This window comes from Salinibacterium sp. M195 (assembly GCF_019443965.1).
Lineage (GTDB): Bacteria > Actinomycetota > Actinomycetes > Actinomycetales > Microbacteriaceae > Rhodoglobus.
In genome coordinates, this window is record NZ_CP040814.1 from 710,273 (window position 1) to 731,063 (window position 20,791).

The 20,791-nt window shown below is 62.0% G+C and carries 21 protein-coding genes; 14 read left to right on the top strand and 7 right to left on the bottom strand.

The window, feature by feature from the left end:
- Positions 1-58: 58 nt before the first annotated feature.
- Positions 59-406, top strand: coding sequence for a chorismate mutase (locus FFT87_RS03385; RefSeq protein WP_219949963.1), 348 nt, complete (start codon positions 59-61; stop codon positions 404-406).
- A gap of 29 nt (positions 407-435) precedes the next feature.
- On the opposite strand, the gene FFT87_RS03390 is transcribed toward FFT87_RS03385, so the two are convergent.
- Genes FFT87_RS03390 through FFT87_RS03400 form a run of 3 tightly spaced genes read right to left on the bottom strand, consistent with a single transcriptional unit; the run spans position 436 to position 3,231 of the window.
- Positions 436-1,221 (bottom strand): glucosamine-6-phosphate deaminase, encoded by a 786-nt coding sequence (locus FFT87_RS03390; RefSeq protein ID WP_219949964.1) that lies wholly within the window; start codon positions 1,219-1,221, stop codon positions 436-438.
- 55 nt (positions 1,222-1,276) lie between these two features.
- The gene (locus FFT87_RS03395; RefSeq protein ID WP_219949965.1) at positions 1,277-2,047 is read right to left on the bottom strand and encodes an SDR family NAD(P)-dependent oxidoreductase; all 771 of its coding nucleotides are present in this window, start codon (positions 2,045-2,047) and stop codon (positions 1,277-1,279) included.
- Positions 2,044-3,231 (bottom strand): ROK family transcriptional regulator, encoded by a 1,188-nt coding sequence (locus tag FFT87_RS03400; protein ID WP_219949966.1) that lies wholly within the window; start codon positions 3,229-3,231, stop codon positions 2,044-2,046. The genes FFT87_RS03395 and FFT87_RS03400 overlap by 4 nt, the downstream gene beginning before the upstream one ends.
- Before the next feature lie 176 nt (positions 3,232-3,407).
- On the opposite strand from FFT87_RS03400, the gene FFT87_RS03405 reads away from it, so the two are divergent.
- The 8 genes from FFT87_RS03405 (at position 3,408) to FFT87_RS03440 (ending at position 10,571) form a co-directional block, all read left to right on the top strand.
- The gene (locus tag FFT87_RS03405; protein WP_304612871.1) at positions 3,408-4,181 is read left to right on the top strand and encodes an amino acid ABC transporter ATP-binding protein; all 774 of its coding nucleotides are present in this window, start codon (positions 3,408-3,410) and stop codon (positions 4,179-4,181) included.
- Positions 4,182-4,246: 65 nt separating this feature from the next.
- Positions 4,247-5,200 carry a glutamate ABC transporter substrate-binding protein gene (locus tag FFT87_RS03410; protein WP_219949967.1) on the top strand — a complete coding sequence of 318 codons (954 nt, stop codon included), beginning with the start codon at positions 4,247-4,249 and terminating at the stop codon, positions 5,198-5,200.
- 30 nt (positions 5,201-5,230) lie between these two features.
- Positions 5,231-5,875, top strand: a complete 645-nt coding sequence (locus FFT87_RS03415; protein ID WP_010204229.1) for an amino acid ABC transporter permease — start codon at positions 5,231-5,233, stop codon at positions 5,873-5,875.
- Positions 5,872-6,768, top strand: a complete 897-nt coding sequence (locus tag FFT87_RS03420; RefSeq protein WP_219949968.1) for an amino acid ABC transporter permease — start codon at positions 5,872-5,874, stop codon at positions 6,766-6,768. The genes FFT87_RS03415 and FFT87_RS03420 overlap by 4 nt, the downstream gene beginning before the upstream one ends.
- Positions 6,761-7,753, top strand: coding sequence for an asparaginase (locus FFT87_RS03425; protein WP_219949969.1), 993 nt, complete (start codon positions 6,761-6,763; stop codon positions 7,751-7,753). Before FFT87_RS03420 ends, FFT87_RS03425 begins: the two co-directional genes overlap by 8 nt.
- Position 7,754: 1 nt before the next feature.
- On the top strand, positions 7,755-8,498 hold the full coding sequence (locus FFT87_RS03430) for a copper homeostasis protein CutC (protein ID WP_219949970.1): 744 nt from the start codon (positions 7,755-7,757) through the stop codon (positions 8,496-8,498).
- A gap of 5 nt (positions 8,499-8,503) precedes the next feature.
- Positions 8,504-9,478 carry an ROK family protein gene (locus FFT87_RS03435; RefSeq protein ID WP_219949971.1) on the top strand — a complete coding sequence of 325 codons (975 nt, stop codon included), beginning with the start codon at positions 8,504-8,506 and terminating at the stop codon, positions 9,476-9,478.
- Positions 9,479-9,539: 61 nt separating this feature from the next.
- Complete coding sequence (locus FFT87_RS03440; RefSeq protein WP_219949972.1) at positions 9,540-10,571, top strand: Gfo/Idh/MocA family protein; 1,032 nt, start codon at positions 9,540-9,542, stop codon at positions 10,569-10,571.
- Here the strand turns inward: FFT87_RS03440 and FFT87_RS03445 are convergent.
- The 4 genes from FFT87_RS03445 to FFT87_RS03460 form a co-directional block, all read right to left on the bottom strand.
- Positions 10,568-11,404, bottom strand: coding sequence for a redoxin domain-containing protein (locus FFT87_RS03445; RefSeq protein ID WP_219949973.1), 837 nt, complete (start codon positions 11,402-11,404; stop codon positions 10,568-10,570). The two genes, FFT87_RS03440 and FFT87_RS03445, sit on opposite strands and share 4 nt — an antisense overlap.
- 112 nt (positions 11,405-11,516) lie before the next feature.
- Entirely contained in the window at positions 11,517-11,984 is a 468-nt protein-coding gene (locus tag FFT87_RS03450; protein WP_219949974.1) for a DUF3237 domain-containing protein, read from the bottom strand.
- The gene (locus FFT87_RS03455; protein ID WP_219949975.1) at positions 11,981-13,246 is read right to left on the bottom strand and encodes a flavin-dependent oxidoreductase; all 1,266 of its coding nucleotides are present in this window, start codon (positions 13,244-13,246) and stop codon (positions 11,981-11,983) included. Before FFT87_RS03455 ends, FFT87_RS03450 begins: the two co-directional genes overlap by 4 nt.
- Positions 13,243-13,935 carry a TetR/AcrR family transcriptional regulator gene (locus FFT87_RS03460; protein ID WP_219949976.1) on the bottom strand — a complete coding sequence of 231 codons (693 nt, stop codon included), beginning with the start codon at positions 13,933-13,935 and terminating at the stop codon, positions 13,243-13,245. Before FFT87_RS03460 ends, FFT87_RS03455 begins: the two co-directional genes overlap by 4 nt.
- Before the next feature lie 54 nt (positions 13,936-13,989).
- On the opposite strand from FFT87_RS03460, the gene FFT87_RS03465 reads away from it, so the two are divergent.
- From FFT87_RS03465 to FFT87_RS03485, 5 genes are read left to right on the top strand one after another with little or no spacing between them, the layout of a single operon-like run.
- Positions 13,990-15,693, top strand: a complete 1,704-nt coding sequence (locus tag FFT87_RS03465) for an amidohydrolase (RefSeq protein WP_370628566.1) — start codon at positions 13,990-13,992, stop codon at positions 15,691-15,693.
- Between the two features lie 28 nt (positions 15,694-15,721).
- The gene (locus FFT87_RS03470; protein WP_219949977.1) at positions 15,722-17,365 is read left to right on the top strand and encodes an ABC transporter substrate-binding protein; all 1,644 of its coding nucleotides are present in this window, start codon (positions 15,722-15,724) and stop codon (positions 17,363-17,365) included.
- A 1-nt stretch (position 17,366) separates the two neighbouring features.
- Positions 17,367-18,320 carry an ABC transporter permease gene (locus FFT87_RS03475; RefSeq protein WP_219949978.1) on the top strand — a complete coding sequence of 318 codons (954 nt, stop codon included), beginning with the start codon at positions 17,367-17,369 and terminating at the stop codon, positions 18,318-18,320.
- Positions 18,317-19,183: an ABC transporter permease gene (locus FFT87_RS03480; RefSeq protein ID WP_219949979.1), complete on the top strand. Its 867-nt coding sequence runs from the start codon at positions 18,317-18,319 to the stop codon at positions 19,181-19,183. The genes FFT87_RS03475 and FFT87_RS03480 overlap by 4 nt, the downstream gene beginning before the upstream one ends.
- Positions 19,180-20,778 (top strand): ABC transporter ATP-binding protein, encoded by a 1,599-nt coding sequence (locus FFT87_RS03485; protein WP_219949980.1) that lies wholly within the window; start codon positions 19,180-19,182, stop codon positions 20,776-20,778. The genes FFT87_RS03480 and FFT87_RS03485 overlap by 4 nt, the downstream gene beginning before the upstream one ends.
- The last annotated feature ends 13 nt before the right edge of the window (positions 20,779-20,791 follow it).

The window sequence follows — 20,791 nt, forward strand, 5'->3', positions numbered from 1 at the left end:
TGGCGAGAGGCGCGTCGCATGGCAAACGCGCAGCCTCCGAACGCTCTAAAGTCGTTGTATGGCAGCATCAGATCAGGCCCACAACGACAACGTCGACCCCGAAGTGCGCGAGCAACTTTTGGGCGCGCGCCGCAGCATCGACAACATTGATGCGGCGCTCATCCACATGCTCGCCGAGCGGTTCAAGTACACGCAGCAAGTAGGTCGGCTTAAGGCCACCAAAGGTCTGCCCGCGTCTGACCCCAACCGAGAGCGCGACCAGATCGCCCGCCTCAAATTGCTAGCCGAAGAGTCGCACCTCGACCCGGCCTTTGCCGAGAAGTGGTTCAACTTTGTGGTCGCCGAAGTGATTCACCACCACGAGCAGCTCGCCTCTGGCAGCGAGCCGGACTCGAGCGGGCGCTAGCGCCAACTTTTCGCTGAGGTTGTCGAACCCTAGATGCGTTGCCAGTCCGGCCGATTGGCCCAGGTGTAGCGGTAGTAGTCGGCATTCTGCAATTGGGATGCGGCAGCCTCGTCCACGATTACGGTGACGTGGGGATGCAGTTGGATAGCGCTACCGGGCTGGCTTGCCGTGAGGGGGCCTTCTACTGCGGCCGCGATCGCGCTGGCTTTGCCTTCGCCAAACGCGAGAAGCACCAAGTGTCTGGCGCGCAGAATCGTGCCGAGGCCCTGAGTGAGGCAGTGGCGCGGAACCTCGTCGATGCTGTCAAAGAATCGCGCATTGTCTTGACGCGTGCGCTCGGTGAGCGTCTTTATACGTGTTGCTGAGGCAAATGACGATCCGGGCTCGTTGAAGCCAATGTGGCCGGTGCTTCCGATTCCGAGAATCTGAAGGTCGATGCCGCCAGCTTCGATGATGTCGCGCTCGTAGTCGCCACCCGCAGTTTCAATTGAGGCGCTCGTATCGCCAGGCAGGCGCACCAGTTCGGGGTTCAGGCCGAGAGGCTCGACTACTTCACGAGTGATCACGGCGCGGTAGCTTTCCGGGTGGCCGGCCGGGAGCCCGACATACTCGTCGAGGGCGAAGCCGCGCACCGCGGAGATGTCGAGCGGCTCTTCGCGAAATGAGTGCGCGAGAGCTTCGTAGACGGGCAAGGGGGTTGATCCGGTGGCAAGACCGAGCACGGCATCCGGCTTACTGCTGATGAGGGAACGGATCGCGCTCGCGGTAAGGGAACCGGCGTGCTCGCGGCTCTCAACAATGACGACTTCGGCCATGGGTAACTCCTCAGAACTGGCGTGTGGTGGATGTGACAAGGGAACGGGCGAGCCGTTAAAAGAGGGTGTAGCCGCCGTCGATCGTGACTATCGAGCCTGTCATGAAGCTGGAGGCGTCGCTCGCGAGCAGCACGGTCACTGGGCCTAGCTCTGATGGCAGTCCGTAGCGCTTGAGGGCGGCAGGTTCGACGCAGCTGGCCTGATACTCGGGCTGATCCACGGGGGATGCTTCGGTCAGAATATAGCCAGGCGCGATGGCATTAACGCGGATGCCGTGGGGCGCCCACTCGGCCGCCAACGCCTTGGTGAGCTGATGAACTCCGGCCTTCGATGCCAAATAGGAGGCTTGCCAGCGTGGCTGGTTCACGATCTCGGCCGACATGGAACCGACGTTCACGATGGTGCCCCCGCCATGGGCGGCCATGTATGTGCCTGCTGCTCGGCTGCAGTGCCAGACGCCGTCGAGGTTGGTGGCCATGACATCGCGCCAGACGCTGTCTGGGGTGTCAAACGCTGCACCGCCGATGCTGATTCCGGCATTGTTGATGAGAATATCGAGACGACCAAACGTGCCGGTGACGCGCTCGATGGCGATGTCTACTGACTCAACGCTGGTGACATCGAGGGCGATGCCGAGCGCGCGGATTCCGAGTTCTTCCAGCGCGTTGGCGGCGGCATCTGCGTCGCTTTGGGCGCGTGCGGTAACAGCGACTGTTGCGCCTGCTTCCCCGAGGGCTTGGGCGAGGGCGCGCCCGATTCCCCGGTTTGCCCCGGTGACGAGGGCGACGCGGCCGTCGAGGTTGAAGCTGTCGAGCACGCCGCTCATGAGGTGACCTTTACGGTGACGCTGTCGGCATCGAGGATTCGATCGAGCACCACGCGGGCTGCGCCGATGATGCCACCGCGCTCCTTGGCTTGGCTGACGTCGATTTCGAGGCCGTCGGTGGCGAGCGGCAGGCACTCGGTGTAGATCGCCGATTTCACGCCGCCGACGAACGCGCCGGCTTCGCTCAGGGTGCCGCCGAGCACAATGCGTTGAGGGTTGGAGAAGTTGACGACTGTTGCCAAGACAGTGCCGGTGCGGATGCCCGCTTCGCGCAGCATTTGCGTAGCGAGGGGGTGGCCGTTTCTGGCGAGTTCGAGCACTTGAGGGGTATCGGCGACATCGACAGAAGCTGCTTGTAAATTCGCGACGATCGCTGCGCCTCCGGCAACGGCGTCGAGGCATCCGTTTCTGCCACACGAGCAAGGGGTTGCTGGGGCACCGTGCACGGTGACGTGGCTGATGTCGCCGGCCATTCCGTGATGTCCGTGGTGCAGTTCACCACCAACGATGACGCCGCCACCGATGCTGGAGCCCGCCTTGATGAACACAAAATCGTCGACGTCTTCGCCGCGGACGATGTGCTCGCCGAGCGCCATGAGGTTGGCGTCGTTGTCGACCACGGTGGGCACTCCGGTGAGTTTGCTGAGTTCGACGGAAACATCGAGCCCATCCCAGCCCGGCATGCGCGACGGCGAAATGAGGAGACCGGTGGGGTGCCTGACGGGCCCTGGCAGCCCGATTCCGATCCCAATGAGCTTTTGTCCGGCTTCAGCGTGATGGGTTGCGAGATTCTGCGCTTGGGCGGCAACCCACGGCAGGATGACATCCGGACCTTCAGCGATATCAAAGTCGACGTGGTGTTCGGCGACGAGTTGAGCACGCATGTCGAAGAGCCCGAATGATGCGTGGCGGGCGCCGAGGTCGACGCCGACAATGAGGCCCCCACTGGGGTCTACCTCGAGCTGGCGGGGTCGTCGACCGCCGTGGGAGTCACCGCTGCCGGCTTCGCGAAGGTAGCCAGCGTCGATGAGGAGCTCGACGCGCAGGGCGACGGTTGTGGGGGAGAGGCCAGTGGCCCGAGCAACCTCAGCGCGGGAAGTGGCGCGCCCGCTGCGCACGAGAGTGAGGATGCCACCGGCGGAGCCAGCCGTGCTTGACGGTGCTGGTGTGGCGGGTTTCGGCATCGGAACCAATCAGGTCGGGTTGCGTACGAGTGTACTGAGTCATGTTAGTGCATTATTGGACTAAGTGTCACCAAAATTGCACACAACACAAAAAGTTAGTACGCTCAACACCACCCGAAGGCGGGCCCAGCTATACCCCCGAACTAGATGCACCGGCGCATGCAAGGAGTGAACTGATGAGCGAGAGCGAAAAGCCCCAGACACAGGCGGCGACGCCCGCAATGGTGAGCCTGCGTGCCGTCGACAAGCACTATGGCCCTCTGCACGTTCTGCAGAACATCAACCTTGAGGTCGCCGAGCGCGAAGTCGTCGTGGTCGTCGGCCCCTCCGGTTCTGGCAAGTCCACCCTCTGCCGCACCATCAACCGACTCGAAACGATCGACTCCGGTCAGATTGCCCTCGACGGTAAGCCGCTGCCTGTTGAAGGCGCCCAACTGGCCCAGCTGCGCTCCGAAGTCGGGATGGTCTTCCAGTCCTTTAACCTCTTCGCGCACCTCAGCATCCTCGAGAACATCACTCTCGCTCCGATCAACGTGCTCAAAATGACCAAGGCCGAGGCCAAACGCGAAGCACTCGAACTGCTCGCCCGGGTCGGCATTGCCGACAAGGCCGACCAGTTTCCCGCTCAACTTTCGGGAGGGCAGCAGCAGCGTGCGGCCATTGCCCGCGCCCTCGCGATGCACCCGAAAGTGATGCTCTTTGACGAGCCAACCTCGGCACTCGACCCCGAAATGGTCGGCGAAGTACTTGAAGTGATGACATCACTTGCCGCTGAAGGAATGACGATGGTCGTCGTCACCCACGAGATGGGCTTCGCCCGTAGAGCTGCTCATCGCGTCGTCTTTATGGATGCCGGTCAGATCGTCGAAGAGAACACTCCAGCCGAGTTCTTCGACCACCCCGAGTCTGAGCGAGCGCGCACGTTCCTCGCGTCGATCCTCGCCCACTAGCTTCTATCCCGCACCAACGCACCACTGCACCACTGCACCACCAACCACGAGAGAAAAGGAATCACATGTTCACATTAGGATCCTCACGCCGACGGGTTGCCGTCCTCGGCGCTGCTGTCGCCGTGACGGCGCTGGCCCTCAGCGCTTGCTCCGCCGACTCGTCAAGCAACGTTCCCGGTGGCGACGATGCCGCAGACGTGACCGACGTTCAGGCAATGCTCGCCGGTGCACCCGTCGCTGACGACGCCCTCTTCACCGAGGGCTCGACCATGGAGAAGATCCGCGAACGCGGAACCCTCATCGTGGGCGAAGCTCTCGACGCTCCATTGCTTTCGCAGCAGGACCCCACCAACCCGGATGACGTATCGGGCCTCGACGCGTACCTCGCGCAGTTGCTCTCCGTCTACATCTTCGGTGAGCCCAGCGTTGAGATCGTGCCCCCGGCATCCGAGACTCGTGAAGCACTGCTGCAAAACGGCACCGTTGACGTTGTCTTCAACACCTACACGATCACTGAAGAGCGTGCCGAGCAGATCACGTTTGCTGGACCGTACTTCAGCTCGGGACTCGCCGTCGCGGTGAAGGCCGACAACGACGACATCACCGGAATCGATGACCTCGGTGGCAAGACCGTCATCGTTGGCGCCAACACTCCGGCCGTTCTTGCCGTTCCCGAAGAGCAGCCAACCGCAGAGCTCGTTGACTTCGCAACCGACCCGCAGGCAGTTCAGGCACTCCTCCAGGGCCGTGGCGACGCTTACGTTCAGGACTACACCCTGCTCGCCAGCAACGCTGCAGCGAACTCCGACCTCAAGGTCGTTGGCCAGCCGTTCACGGCCGAGCCCTACGGCATCGGCCTCGGCTTCGGCGATGCTGAGTTCAAGGAATTCATCAACAACTGGTTGCTCGAAATCCAAGACGGTGGACAGTGGGGCCAGGCCTGGACCTACAGCCTCGGAACCGTCGTAGAGTCAGAAATTCCGACGCCGCCAACCATCGGATCGGTTCCCGGCTCCTAACGAGCGCGGAGCAACGCCAGGAGATAACAGATGGAAATTTTCACGGAGAACGCAGGGCTTCTCCTCGACGCAATCGGCACAACGCTCCTTATGGTGCTTGTCGCCGGCGTTGGGTCCCTGATTCTCGGAGTGCTTGTGACGGTGGCTCGAGTGAGCCCCATCCCTATCCTCCGACGGGCAGCATTCCTGTACGTGCAATTCTTCATCAACGTTCCCCTCTTGGCGTTGCTCCTCCTCGCCGTCTTTGCTCTTCCGGATGCCGGCCTCATTCTTCCGCTTCTGCCGACGGCGATCATCGTGCTCACCGTCTACGAAGCCGCCTATGTAGCCGAAGCGGTGCGCAGTGGAATCAACACGGTCTCGGTCGGTCAGATCGAAGCAAGCCGTGCGCTCGGTCTCACCCTGTGGCAAAGCCTGCGGTTGATTGTGATCCCGCAGTCTCTCCGCGCTGTTGTGCAACCCCTCGGTAACGTCATGATTGCCCTGGCCATGAACACCGCTCTCGCGGCGGTCGTTGGTGTCGTTGAACTGACGTCTCGCGTCAACAAGATCAACCTTGTATATGCGCAGCCCATTGAAATCTTCACGGGTGCTGGTCTCGCCTACATGCTGATTGCTCTCGCGATCGGCCTCGCAGCCGGTCGAATCGAACGTAAGGTGGCGATCCTCCGATGAGTACTCCCAACACCAACGTCGCCACTTACCTCTACGAGGTCCCCGGCCCGCGCGGTCGTCGCCGCATCATCATCGGTTCGATCATCAGCGCCCTCATCATTGCGGGCGTCATTGGTGCCGGACTCTGGCAGTTCGGCAGCAGAGGCCAGCTCGACGCCGACAAGTGGACCCCCTTCCTTGATCTCGCGATCTGGAAGTACCTGGGCGTCGGCCTCCTCGGCACCCTCCAAGCCGCAGCAATTGTCGCCATTCTCGGCGCCAGCTTCGGAACTCTTCTCGCTCTCGGCCGCGTCAGCAAAGTTCGCTGGCTGAGCTGGCTCTGCGCTGGCTACATTGAGATCGCCCGCACCGTTCCGGTGCTGCTGCTGATCTACCTGATGCTCTTTGGACTGCCCCAGCTGGGAATCAACTTTCCGGTGCTCTGGAAACTGGCCATTCCCCTCACGCTCGCGAACGCTGCGGTCTTCGCGGAAATCGTTCGGGCGGGCATCCTCAGCTTGCCGCGTGGTCAAGCCGAAGCTGCCTTCAGTTTGGGTCTGCGCAGTAGCCAGGTCATGAGACTGGTGGTTCTGCCCCAGGCCGTGCGCAACGTCACCCCGTCGCTGATCACGCAACTGGTCAGCCTCATGAAAGACACCTCGCTCGGCTTCATCGTTGCCTTCACCGAGCTTCTCTACCGTGGCCAGGTGCTGTCGAGCTTCAACCATCTGCTCATTCAGACCTATCTCGTAGTGACGATCATCTATTTGCTGGTCAACGGAAGCCTTTCAGGGCTAGCCTCTCGACTGCAGAAGAAACCCGGTCGCACCCGCACCACTATGGCCAGCGCCACGATGGCGCTGCCCCTTCCCACCCCTGGTGGGTCATCACCACAGAAAGCACCCCATGTCTGATCTCACCGCTGGCACCCTCTCCGAACTCGCCGTCATCCGACGCTCAGGCATGATCGAGAGCCGCCACTTCGGTTCGCTTCTCGCTTTTGCCGCTGACGGGAGCGTTGCGTATGAACTCGGAACGCCCGATGTCGAGGTGTTGCCACGGTCGACCGTGAAGCCGCTGCAGGCGATGGCCTGCCTCGAGGCCGGTGCTGACCTTTCAGGCCCGGAACTCGCGATCGCCGCGGGCAGCCATACGGGTGAAGATGCGCATGTTGCCGTTGTCTCGGCCATTCTCAAGCGGGCCGGGCTCGATGAGAATGCACTCGGATGCCCCGTCGATCGTCCCGAAGATGAAGAAACTTTTGAGCGGATGATTCGTGAGGGCGAAGGCCGCAACCGACTGCGGATGAACTGCTCGGGAAAGCACGCCGCGATGCTGCTCGCCTGCGCTGTCAACGGCTGGTCGACCGACGACTACCTCGACCCTTCGCACCCGCTGCAACAACAAGTGCAAAAGACGATGGCCGAAATGACCGGCGTTGTCGCTACTCATACCGCCGTTGACGGATGCGGGGCTCCCCTCTTCGGAACGACCGTTCGCGGAGTCGCAGCGTCGTTCCGCGCGCTTGTGCTCGCCGACCCTGAGTCCCCAGCAGGCCGGGTGGCCGCCGCAATGCGCGAGAACCCCTTCTATGTCGGAGGCAGCGGTCACGCGAACAGCGAACTCATGGTGAACATGCCCGGTGCACTCTCGAAGGGTGGCGCTGAGGGTGTTATCGGAGTGGCTACGAGCGATGGGGCTGCTGTGTCGATGAAGATCATCGACGGAAGCCCTCGGGCCACAACCGTGATCGCGCTGGCGGTTCTTGGGTCGCTCGGCTACGACACCGACGCTGCTGCTCGATTTGCTGAAGTGCCTGTGCTCGGCGGCGGAAAGCCCGTTGGTCAGATCGAAATCGGTGCCGACCTTCGTAACGCCATCACAGCAGCGCGAGCATAACGTGACAATTCTCGAGGTATGCCTTGACGATATTGGCGGAGCTCTCGATGCTGAACAGGCCGGAGCTCAACGTATTGAGCTCTGTGCAGCTCTCGACACTGGCGGCATAACGCCCAGCCTCGGCACAGTGTCGTCGGTACTCGCCTCGCTCACATCGATGACGGTGATGGTGCTGATTCGCCAGCGTGGTGGAGACTTCGTGTACTCCCCAGCTGAAGTTGACGCGATGGTTGCCGATATCCGTTCGATGCGGGATCTGCCTCGCGGCGAAGGCGTCACTCTAGGCTTCGTCATCGGTGCCCTCACGCCGCAGGGAACGGTGGATAGCGCAGCAACGGCAGCGCTCGTCGACGCAGCGGACGTGCATCCGGTGACATTCCATAAAGCGTTTGATCTCGTTGTTGACCATGCAGCGGCGCTAGAAACGCTCATCGCGCTGGGCATCCCGCGCGTGCTGACCTCGGGCGGAGCGTCAAGCGTTCTCGAGGGTGCTGACGTCATGGCCGCCCTCGTAGCGCAGGCCGGCGAACGCCTCACCATTCTTGCGGGCGGCGGTGTTCGGGCACACAACGCTCAAGAGATTCTGAACCGCACGGGTGTCACCGAACTTCACTTTCGGGCACCCGTCGAAATCGCGAGCAACGGTTATCAGGGGGGTGCATCCGCACTGTATGACAGCGGAAGCCGCACCGTAACCTCACCAGAACTGGTTCGCGCAATGCACGCTGCCGTGGCACCACTGTGAGCGCTGTGACCGAGACTAAAGCCGAGACCGAGTTTCTGGATGTCGTCGTTGCCGTCGATCTTGGTGGCACTGCGCTGAAAGGTTCGCTCGTTTCGGCGACGGGAGAAACAGTAGCGACGAGAACGCAAGCTACCCCTGCCGAGGGAATCATCGAGGCGCTGCTGGCGCTTATCGCTGAGCTGATGGATGACGCTTCGCGATACTCGCGCCGGGTTGTTGCCGCCGCCGTCGTTACGCCAGGCATGGTCGACGAGCTTGCCGGGGTCGTCACGTATGCGTCGAATCTGAACTGGCGAAACGTGCCCCTGCTCGCTGAGCTGCAAAGCAAGCTCAACATTCCCGTTGCTGTCGGCCACGACGTGCGCGCCGCAGGCTTGGCCGAAAGTCGGCTCGGTGCCGCTAAAGGTATCGAAGATTTCACCCTCATCCCGATCGGTACCGGAATGGCGGCAGCGCTAGTTTCTGCCACCGGACCGATCCGGGGAGCGCTCGGAGCTGCCGGCGAAATCGGGCACATCCCCATCGTTCAGGGCGGCGAACTCTGTACGTGCGGTCAGCGCGGCTGCCTCGAAGTGTATGTCTCGGGTGCGGGAGTTGCCCGTCGTTATGCCGCCCGCGCCGGCCGAACGCTGTCCTCGCGCGACATCGTCGCGCGGCTGGGAACCGACCCCGACGCTGATGCGGTGTGGGATGACGCCACCCGAGCCTTGGCTCAGGGACTCGCGACTGTCACTCTCTTGCTCGATCCCGGCGTCATCGTTCTCGGCGGCGGCTTCTCGCAGGCTGGTTCCGCGCTGCTCGACCCCGTCACCCACCACCTGCAGGAGTCACTCGCGTGGCGAGATGCGCCACAAGTGGTGCTCTCGAGCCTGGGCGGCGATGCGGGACGAATCGGAGCCGCGCTCCTCGCGTTCGCAAAAGTGGGCCGTCTCGATGTAGCCGACGCTTGGGTGCGCGACGCCGAGCGAGTGTCGCTCTAACCTCGCTGTCGCGTTGCTCTAGCGCGCGCGAACGGCCAGCCAGAATGCTCGAGAGGAAACCATGACCGGGATCGCGATCATTGGCCGTGGCGCGATGGGGGCAACCCACGCCCGCGCTCTAGCCTCCCTCGGTCGGGCTGAGCAGATCAAGTATGTTGTTGCCCGCACCGCAGGGGGCGTGGCGGAAGCGGCACCCGGGGCATCCGTCATCAGTGACTTCGAGGTTGTTCTCAACGACCCGGAAGTCGATGTGGTGTCGATTTGCACCCCCACCGGGACGCATCGCGAATTGGCCGTTCAGGCGTTGCGGGCAGGCAAAAACGTTCTGCTTGAGAAGCCGATTGCGTTGACCATGGATGACGGCCGAGCGATCTGCGACGAAGCTCAGCGCAGCGGAAAAGTGTTCATGGTGGCCCAGGTCGTGCGGTTCTTTGACGGCTACCGGCAGCTTGCCGACGATGTCGCCGCCGGAAAACTCGGCCGACTCGTGTCAGCACGGGCCACTCGACTCAGCAGCAAACCCGACTGGGCCGACTGGTTGCGAGACTTTGCCGAAGCCGGCGGGATGCTTGTCGACTTTGGTATTCACGATTTTGATCAAATGAACCTGCTGCTTGGTGATCCAGTGGAGGTGTCCGCAACGGGGCCGTCTCTGACCGGTGCACGGAACGCTACGGGACCGGTAGAGACAACAATCACCTACCGTGACGGCGGAATTGGGCAAGTGTTGAGCTACGCCGACCTGCCTAGCGGTGCGCCATTTCGCAGTTCTGTCGAGGTGGTCGGCACGGGAGGTTTCGCGCAGTATGAGTACGCGGCCGAATCCCCGGTGTCGCCAGCGGTATCGCGCTATTCGCTCTCGGCGGTGGCGCGGGACTCTCGGGTTTCCTTGGCAGCCGAGGATCCTTACGCGCGACAGCTCGAGTACTTTCTCGACTGCGTTGCCCGAGAGGCTGAGCCGAGCTTCTGTCCGACGCCGTCTGCGCTAGTGGCCCTAGAAGTTGCTCTTGCGGCAACCACGTCGTTAGAGCTCGGGGCGCCGGTACGACTGGATTCGGACTCTGCTTCAGATCCGGCTGCGGCTGACGCCTAGCGCGCGCGGATGCCGTGCTGGTCGAGCACGTCAAGGAACGTTGTCGGTTCGGGGCGCACGCGATGGTTATCGGTTTGTTCCGCCCACAGCACCATTCCGGTGTGGTCGGTAATGATCACGGTGGGCACAACAGTGTCGCCACCGGCTGGAGTCCCGGCACTGAAAATGACCGGAGTACCGCCGGATTGCACGAGGTCGAGCGCTGCCGCAGCCGCGCCATCCGCATCAATGTAGAAGTTGACGGGGATGTCGAAGCGTTGCGAAAGCTCCACAGTGTCTTCTGGCTTTTGGGGGCTGATGATCGCCACGGCGACACCGCGTCGATCGAGTTCGCGATATTGGTCAGCGATCTGAGCCACCTGGGCCATGCAGAACGGGCACCAGTTGCCGCGAATGAACATAATCACGTGTGGTTGGTGAGTGAGCACGGTGCTGTCGACAACGTCGCCATCCACAGTCGTGAGGGGAAACAGCGGCAGCGGTTCGTCGACGCGCACCGGTCGTGCGGAGACGTGCTGCACGGAGTACCAATAGTTGTAGCCGAGGATCACGGCGAGGCCGAGCACAGCAACGAACACGGCAAAAGGCCCGGCAACGATCGACCCGACAATACCGACGACGGCAACGGCGAGCTGCACCCACGGATGCCGGCGCTGCACGACAACGAGGCGTGTCATGAGAAGCCCCAAATAGAGTGCGTACGCAGCCCACGGCAGGGCGGCGGCGAGCCACCACGGTTGCGCTGCGGTGATGGCGCGAATGATCACTAGCGCTATGACGACAGCGGCGATTGCTCCGGTCGCTTCGCCGTAGACCCGTTTGATGAGTTGCATGGGGTGCCGAGTTCCTTCGTGATCGTGCTGCAGAGTGCGGATAGCGACGCTAGCACGCGGCGTGATTTAGCAGCTGACGCTGACGCTGACGCTCTCTACCCGTGCTGGCGCTCTACGTGACGCGATAGGCACGATAACGCACGGTGTCTGCTTCTCGCACACACGAGGCGACAAAGAGTGAGTGCTGGAGATGTGCGAGCCGAGGAGACGATGTTTCGATCCGGAGCGTGGTGCGGAAGTAATACTGGGTCGGGTCGATCTCATCGCCGTGGAGGAGGGCTTCGAGAACGTCAGGCGAACCACTGCGCACGCCCGAAACTTCGATGTAGATCAGTTCGCCTTCTGACGTTTGAGCCGAGTAGCGTCCGTCAATGTCGATGGCTCCGTCGGGCCGCACGAGTTGCCAGTCGGCACCACCGGGCAGGATTTTCGCGTCGAACGATCCGGTGATCTGCCCGCCGACAATGTCAATCACTCGCCGGTGCCCGGCGCGAGTCACCCCGTAATCCGCGACGCCGCCAACTTGCACGGTGACGTCGAAGGCGGGGTCAAGTGCCGGAACCGCAGGGGTGAGAATCATCGGTGGTTTTCCTCGCGTGCGACCGAGAGGGTGGGGCGTTCGTTCAAGAGTTGCGGGTTGAAGCCAGCGGCACGCTTGTATTGGTCGGCGATCGCCGCTAGCTCTTCGGCTGAAGCCACGTCGTGGATGTTGGCGAAACCGTCGGGTGCCCGCTCGTACGCAAGCTGCATGACACGTTCCGGTCCCAGCGAACGGTTACTGAGAGTTAGGCCAGCCGTGAGGGGAAGGCGAAGCTGCTCGTAGGAGAGAAGCGCGGCGTCGATGGACTCGGCGGTGGCGAGATGGTTCGCGATAGTACGAGCGTCGATGATCGCCTGCGATGCGCCATTCGATCCGATCGGGTACATCGCGTGGGCTGCATCGCCCAACAAGGTCTGCCGGTCGAAGGTCCAGCGGTCGACGGGGTATCGATCGACCATCGGATACTCGAGAACTTCGTCTGCAGCACCGATCAGGGTGGGGATGTCGATCCACTCGAATTGCCACTCGCGAAAGAGGTCAACGATCCGCTGTTTATCTACCGCGAGGTTCCAGTTGTTGAGACCGTCGTGGTCACCGTCGATCCGTTTCTCGGCGATGAAGTTGATGCGGGCGAGCCCGTCGTCGCCGGCTTCGGAGAGTGGATACGCCACAAACTTCTGCCGGCCGTCGCCCGCCATGAACATGGAACGTCCGTCGAGGAACGGCTTTACTCGTGCCGTTCCGCGCCAGAGCATGAGCCCGTTCCACACGGGGGCGCCCTCAGCGGGGTAACGCTGTTTGCGAATGGCGCTGTGGATGCCGTCGGCCGCAATTACGACATCGGCAACATCCGTGTGCTCAGCGCCGTCTCGCCCGCGAATGTGCACGGTTTGGCCTTCGTCGCGCAGTTCGGTGCTGATAACGGGCGAGCCGAGCACGATTGACCCCGGCAGCCGTGTTTCGACGGCATCACGCAACAGCATTTGCAGCTCGCCGCGGTGCACCGAGTACTGCGGCCACGCGTAGCCGGCCGAAATTCCGCGCGGTTCAGACCAGATTTCGTGGCCGAAGCAGTTGAAGTACTTGAGCGTGCTGGTCGGCACCCCCAGCCGGGCGAGTTCATCGCCAAGACCCAGTTCGGTGAGTTCGCGCACGGCGTGCGGGAGCAGGTTGATGCCGACTCCGAGGGGACGCAGCTCGGTGACCGACTCGTAGATTGTGACTTCGGTGATCCCGGCGGCGTGCAGGGAGAGGGCGGTGGCGAGACCGCCTATGCCGGCGCCAGCAATGATCACCTTCATCGGGGAGCTTCCTCTGCCGTCGGTCGGGCGGTGCGGGCAGCCGAGTCGAGGATGAGGTCGACGCCAAGCCGGAAAATATCGGTGTCGCGCAAGCCGCGCAGCTCGGCGGCCACCGCAGCGATGTGAACGTGCTTCACCGGATCAACGAGCAAGGGGCCATCGAACCAGGTGTCGAGGTCGGCGTCGGTGGAGCCGTCGGCCGCTCGACTGCGCGCCATTCCGGCGACTTCCGAGAGCACGTACGACGAGAACAGGGCGTAGTGGTTCACGAGTTCGCTACCGTCGAGACCGGCGTCGGCGAACGCCGCGAGAATGAATTCGATGGTCGCGATCTCGGCCGGACCATTGGTCGTGAGCACCGTTGCTTCCATGGCAATGGCGGGATGCTCGACATACGTTTCTAATGTGATCCACGCCAGCTGGCGCAGTCGTTCTCGCCAGTCGGAGTCAGTGTTTATCCGGCTCAGCGTCGTCGACTGGAGTTCATCGAGCAGAGCACGCATGAGATCGTCTTTGCTCGTGAAGTGGCGGTAAACCGCGGTGGGGTCAACCCCGAGTTCCAAGCCGAGAGCCCGCACCGAGACGGCTGCATTCTGCGGGCGCGCCGCAATTTCGAGGCCGGCCCTCACGATCGTGTCGCGGCTTAGGCGCTTCGATGGCTGTTCTTTTGCTGATGTTTTTGCGTCCACGCGTTCATCATAACCACCTCCCACAATAATGTCATCACTGTTGACAACGCTGTTGTGTTCGCTCTAACATCGCCACAACCGTTCGACGACGAAGGGATGTATACGGTGGCGAAAGCAGACGTGATCTTTATTGGCGGCCAGGTCTTCACCGGCACTGGACTACCCCTGACCGACCACGCGGTGGTGATCGCCGATGGGGTCATCATCGACATCGTGCCGGCGGAGTCGATCGACCTCCATCGCAGCGACGCGACCCAGATCATTGATCTGCACGGCGGTCTTCTCGCTCCCGGATTTCAGGATGCGCACATCCATCCGGTGGGCGGTGGTGTCGAACTGCTGCAGTGTTCGCTGACAGAGGCAGTAGACGCAGCAGACACCCTCGCAACGATTGCGACATACGCCGCGGAAAATCCCGAGGGCTGGATCAGCGGCGGAGGCTGGTCGATGGACCACTTTCCCGGTGGTGCTCCCGGGCGCCAGTTGCTGGATGACATCATCGGCGATCGCCCCGTGCTGCTGAGCAGCCGCGATCACCACAGCGTCTGGGCTAGCTCCGCCGCCATTCGTGCGGCCGGTATCGATGCGTCAACGCCCGATCCCATCGACGGTCGAATGGAACGCGAGGCCGACGGATTTCCCGCCGGCACCTTCCATGAAGGCGCTGGTGATCTCTTCGCCAACGTGCAACCCGGTGTCGACGCAGACCTGGCCTATGCTGGCCTGCTGCGGGCCCAAGAGGAACTTCTCAAACTGGGCATTACCGGCTGGCAGGATGCCATGATCGGCGACAGCGTGCCGACCTTACCCAGCAACTTGCCCGCCTATCGCCGCGCCATCGCCGAGGGAAAGCTGCTCGCCCACGTTGTCGGCGCGCAGTGGTGGGAACGAGCCCGTGGCGCCGATCAAATCGTGGGCATGGTGCAGCGTCGTGCTGAAGTCGAGGCGTTGGGCAGCGATCGATTGCAGCTCGGCACCGTAAAAATCATGATAGATGGTGTCGCAGAGAACTTCACCGCGGCAATGAAGAATCCATACCTCGACAGTCACGGGCACGAGACCGACAATTCCGGTCTCTCGTTCATCAACCCGCAACGACTGATCGAGTATGTGACTGAGCTCGACAGCGAGGGCTTTCAAGTGCACTTCCACGCGCTCGGAGATCGCGCGGTGAAAGAAGCTCTCGATTCGCTCGCGGCGGCACGCGCCATCAACGGAGTCTCTGATGGGCGTCACCACCTCGCGCATCTACAGGTTGTCTCTGAAGAAGATGCAGCGCGTTTTGCCCCGCTGGATGCGGTCGCCAACCTGCAACCGTTGTGGGCCTGCCATGAGGCCCAACTCGACGAGTTGACCCTCCCGTTTTTGCAGGAAGACTTGGCGGCACGGCAGTACCCCTTCGGTGATCTGCACCGCCTCGACGCAAAGCTTGCCGCCGGAAGCGACTGGCCCGTATCGAGCCCAGATCCGATCGCGGCCATCCATATCGCGGTTAATCGAATCGCGCCAGAAACGGATGAAGTTGCCCTCGGTGGAGAGCAACAGTGCCTCGACCTCGAGACGGCCTTCGCGGCGTACACCTCCGGTTCGGCGTACGTGAACCATCGCGACCACGACACCGGATTTATCGCGCCCGGCTATCGCGCTGACCTTGTTGTGATCGAGCCAGACCCGTTCGGAGCACCGAGCAGCGAAATCTATCAGAGCACCGTCGTCTCGACCTGGATCGACGGCAAACCTGTCTACGTCCGCAACTGACCCACAGCATCCAATTGAGGAGCACGTAATGTCACGAACACGAACCCGAACACAGCTCGCCGTTGTTCCCGCGATCGCCCTCGTCTCCGCCTTGGCGTTGACCTCGTGCACCGCCCCCGGAACAAGCCCAACGTCGGAGGGGCCGGTCACGTACGAGCTGACGGCTCAAACCCCTGCGCCATCCGGTGACATTGACGCCTTCACGTGGGTTACCTACGCCGAGCCGTATTCGCTCGACAATGCCTACGCGTTCGACTACCCCGACAACCAAGTGCTTTCCAACGTGTGTGAATCGTTGCTGCGGCTCAACCCCGACTTCACCATCTCGCCATCGTTGGCTGAGTCATTCTCCAACCCAGACCCCGTGACGTGGGTGTACGAGCTACGTTCAGACGTTACTTTCCATGATGGTTCCCCCGTCACCGCAGCGGATGCGGTTGCATCGATGCAGCGCCACATTAACCCTGAGATCGGGTCGTCGTGGTACTCCGTCTATCAGAACGTTGCCTCGATTGACGAGACCGGCCCGATGGAGGTCACCGTCACGCTGCTGAAGCCTGACTCGCTGTTCAACCAGGCGATGAGCGGCGCGGCCGGAGTTGTTGAATCGGCGCAGACCCTCGCGGATGCCGGCCGGGAATACGGCAACTCCACGGCACTGGTCAACTGCACGGGCCCGTTCGAGGTCAGCTCGTGGAAGTCTGGCGAATCGATCACCCTCACCCGCTATGACCAGTACTGGAACCCCGAGCTGATGGCAAAGGCTAAGGAAGTCACGATGCTGTTCATGGCCGACCCGAACGCTCGAGTTAACGCTCTGACCTCTGGTCAGGTTGACGGCGGCTGGCTCGTTCCCTCCGAGGCGATCGACAAGCTTCAAGCGTCTTCAGGCGATCTCTACTTCGGGCTGAACACCTCGGTTGCCAGTCTGATCGTCAGCAATATGGAGGGAGTGCTCGGCGATGTGAACGTGCGGAAGGCTTTGCTCATGGCGATCGATCGTCAGGGTGTAGTGGATGCCGGGCTGCAGGGTTACGCACACCTGACGAACGCGTTGACGACCGAATCTGTCTGGGGAGGGGCCAGCTCGGAGACACGCGATTCGGCATTCGCCGGACTTGAGGAGTACCCGTACGACGTCGACGCTGCGAAGAAACTTATTGAGGATGCCGGTGTCGCCGGCGAGACCATTGTGATCCGTACCGCGCCGATGGGAGCCGAGTTCACCATCGTTGCCCAAGCCACCGCGGCCGCCGCAAAGTCAATCGGGCTCGAGGCGACAATCGAAACGATGACCCCGGATGCCTACACGACACTGTTTGCTGACCCGAGCGCCCGCGAAGGCGTTGACCTGTTCCTCACCTCCTGGTACCTGTCGACCCCCGATCCGCTCGAGATGTATGGCGTCTTGCAGACCGGGCAGTTCAGCAACTACGGCAACTGGACGGACCCCCAATACAACGCGCTCGTGGATGAGGGCGTAGCCGCTCAAGATGCGCAAGAGAGTGCCGAAATTTCTGCTCAGTTGCAGCAAATCGCGAACGAACAGCTGCCCTGGCTTCCGCTGTATGAAGTTCCCATGACGGTCTATCTGGGGGAGCGCATCACCGGTGTTGCGCCGTCGGTCGCGATGCTTTACTACCCCTGGGCGGCGACGATTGGCAAGCGATAGCATGACCATCCGCCGGGTCGGAGGCAAGCTGGGGTCACTCGTACTGACCCTCGTGCTTGCCTCTGCCCTGGTCTTCTTCTCTCGGTTTCTCGTGCCGGGCGACCCCGTGAATTTTCTCTTACGAGGGCGCAAGCCATCACCGGAGGCGAAGGCGGCGGTCGTCGAACAGTTCGGTCTAGACCTCCCACCGTGGGAACAGTATTTTCGGTGGATCGGCGGAATGTTCCACGGAGACTTCGGGCGCTCGCTGCAGTTTCGGGATGCCGTGACCACGGTGATCGGCGATCGACTGCCGGTCACCGCGGGGCTCGTCATTATGTCCGCCATCATCATCGTTGTCGTAGGGGTGATCGCCGGCACGGTAGCTGCCCTCTACCGTGGTCGATTCGCCGACAGGGCGATCCTCACCGTGCTCACCGCCTTCGGCGCCATCCCACCCTTCGTCGGCTCGATTGTGCTGATCGCTGTCTTTGCGGTTCAACTGCGCTGGTTTCCCGCCTTTGGCTCGGGTGACGGGTTTCTCGACACCATCTACCACCTCACATTGCCGTCCATCGCGATGGCGATCGCGTTCATGGTGTTGATCGGAAAGGTCACGCGGATGTCTATGGTGGAGCAACTCAGTCGCGAGCACGTGCAGGTTGCCACCAGTCGAGGTCTGCGCCGCCTCACCGTCATCCGGCGGCATGTGTTTCGCAACGCGCTCGGGCCCATCTTCACGGTGGGCGGAATGTTGATTGCCGGCCTGCTGGTGGCGACCTCCATCGTGGAGTCAGCATTCGGTATTGCTGGCGTGGGCTCCCTGCTCGTGCAATCAGTGAACCGCCTAGATTTTCCCGTCGTTCAAGCCATCGTGTTGTTGGTCGTCACATCGTTCGTCGTTATTAACGCGATCGTCGATCTGCTCGAACCCATCATCGACCCGCGGGCAGCAGCAGGGGAGGCAGGACGATGAGTAGGCCAACACCGACACTGGCAATCAAGGTTTTGCGGTCAAGCCGCCGCCGACGGCTGAATGCAAGTTGGATGATCAGCATCATCGTTCTCGCAGCGATCTCGCTTGCCGCAATCTTCGCGCCGCTGGTCGCACCCTACGATCCTGACCACATCGACTTCACCGCGATCTACGCGAACCCCAGCTGGGCACACTGGCTCGGAGCGGATGCGCTCGGCCGCGACACCCTAAGCCGAATGATTTACGGTGCGCGAACAGCCCTGCTCGCCCCTCTTGTCGTGGTGATTGCATCAACATTGCTCGGGGTGGTGCTTGGGCTTGTTGCTGGCTGGCGCGGTGGTTGGCTTGACGCCGTGATCGGGCGCTTGCTTGATGTGCTGTTAGCGTTCCCGGCCTTGCTGATCGCGATCATGGCGGTTGCGCTGTTTGGCAAAGGTTTGGTCGCGCCGGTGATTGCCATGAGCATTGCGTACGCCCCATTCGTTGCCCGTCTTACTCGATCTCTCGTTGCCTCGGAACGGGCGCGCCCCTATGTTGCGGCTTACCGGGTGCAGGGATTCGCGGGCGGTTGGATCGCGCTGCGTCGGGTTTTGCCCAACGTCGCACCGACGGTCGGCGCTCAATCCACTCTGAACTTTGGTTATGTTCTCGCCGAGCTGGCGGGGCTCTCCTTCTTGGGGCTCGGGGTGCAAGCACCCGCTGCCGACTGGGGCGCCATGATCAATGAATCCCAAGCCGGAATCGTCGGTGGCTACTTCTTGCCCGCCATCATTCCGGCGGTAGCCGTCGTCATCGTGGTGGTGGCGGTTAATGTGATCGGCGAAGAAGTCTCCGACCGAATCGGTGGAGGGACACCCGCATGACCTTGCTTGAGATCTCTGGGCTAACTCTCGACCTCCCTGGGGGCGAACGACTGCTGCACGGCATCACGCTCTCCGTAGACGAGGGGGAAACTGTCGCGCTGGTTGGTGAATCCGGCTCCGGCAAGTCTCTGACCGCCCAATCGGTGCTGGGGCTTCTCCCCGCGCGTTCAGTGGTTACCGGCACGGTGCTTGTCGATGGGGATAACGTGCCAACGATGAACCCGAAGCAACTCCTGGGCTTGCGCCGCTCGACTGCCGCAATGGTTTTTCAGGATCCCCGCGCCGGCATCAATCCGATGCGCACGATCGGTGATCATCTCACCGAAGCTCTTCGGCTTGGCGAAGGTTGGTCAGCTGGGCGAGCGCGGGAACGGGCTATTGAAATGCTCACTGCCGTGCAGATGCCGCGACCGGAGGCTCATCTGCGGCAGTATCCCCATGAACTATCTGGCGGCATGCTGCAGCGGGTAATGATTGCGGGAGCGCTCGCGGGCTCGCCGCGACTGCTGGTGTGTGACGAACCTACGACGGCATTGGATGTGACAACGCAGGCACAAATTTTGCAGGTTCTCATCGAGCAACGACAAGCACGGTCGATGGGAATGCTCTTCATCACTCACGACCTGAACTTGGCAGCGTCGTTGTGTGAGCGTGTCTATGTCATGCGTGACGGTCGGGTGGAGGAGGAGGGTTCTGCGCGCCAAATCTTTCGACATCCCTCTACCGCCTATACCCGACGTCTTGTCGCGGCGACCCCGACGATCAACATCACCGGGGATGAACCGCGTGTATCAACAGAGCTTGTGCGGCCGCCTGTGCTGCAGGTGCGCGACCTCGTCAAAACCTATCCGGGGCGCGGTCGCGAATCAGTGCGTGCTCTCGCCAATGTCACTCTGGAAATTGCGGCGGGGGAGGCGCTGGGGATTGTGGGGGAATCGGGGTCGGGAAAATCGACCTTGGCCCGCATGATCGTCGGGCTAGAGCTGCCCGACTCTGGCACGGTCATCATCGATGGTCACGAGCAGCACGGCCGACCACGCCGGCGCGCAGACAGACTCGACCGGGCACGCAAAGTGCAGATGGTGTTCCAAGATCCGTACCTCTCCCTTGACCCGCGGATGACGGCGGGCGAGGCAGTCGAGGATGCGTTGCGGCTGCATCATCCTGAGCTTCGTCGGCCTGATATTTGCTCTCGAGCGTTGACGTTGCTCGACAATGTTGGACTCGCCAGCACGCAGGCTGAGGCGCTGCCGCGCACGTTATCTGGCGGTCAACGGCAACGTGTGGCGATTGCGCGCGCTCTGGCCATTGAGCCGAGCTTGCTGGTGATGGATGAGGCGACGAGTGCTCTCGATGTTTCGGTTCAGGCGCAGGTCTTAGAGGTCATATCTGAGATTCGTCGTGAGCGTGGCCTGACTCTTTTGTTCATCAGCCATGACCTTGCTGTCGTGCGCACCGTGTGTGAACGCAGCGTGGTGATGCGGGCGGGCGAGGTCGTCGAATCGGCGGCGACCGCTGACCTGCTCACCAACCCGCAGCATGAGTACACTCGGCTGCTCATCGACTCTGTGCCGAGAGCAGCCGCCATCGCGTAGCGGTGTTCGATCT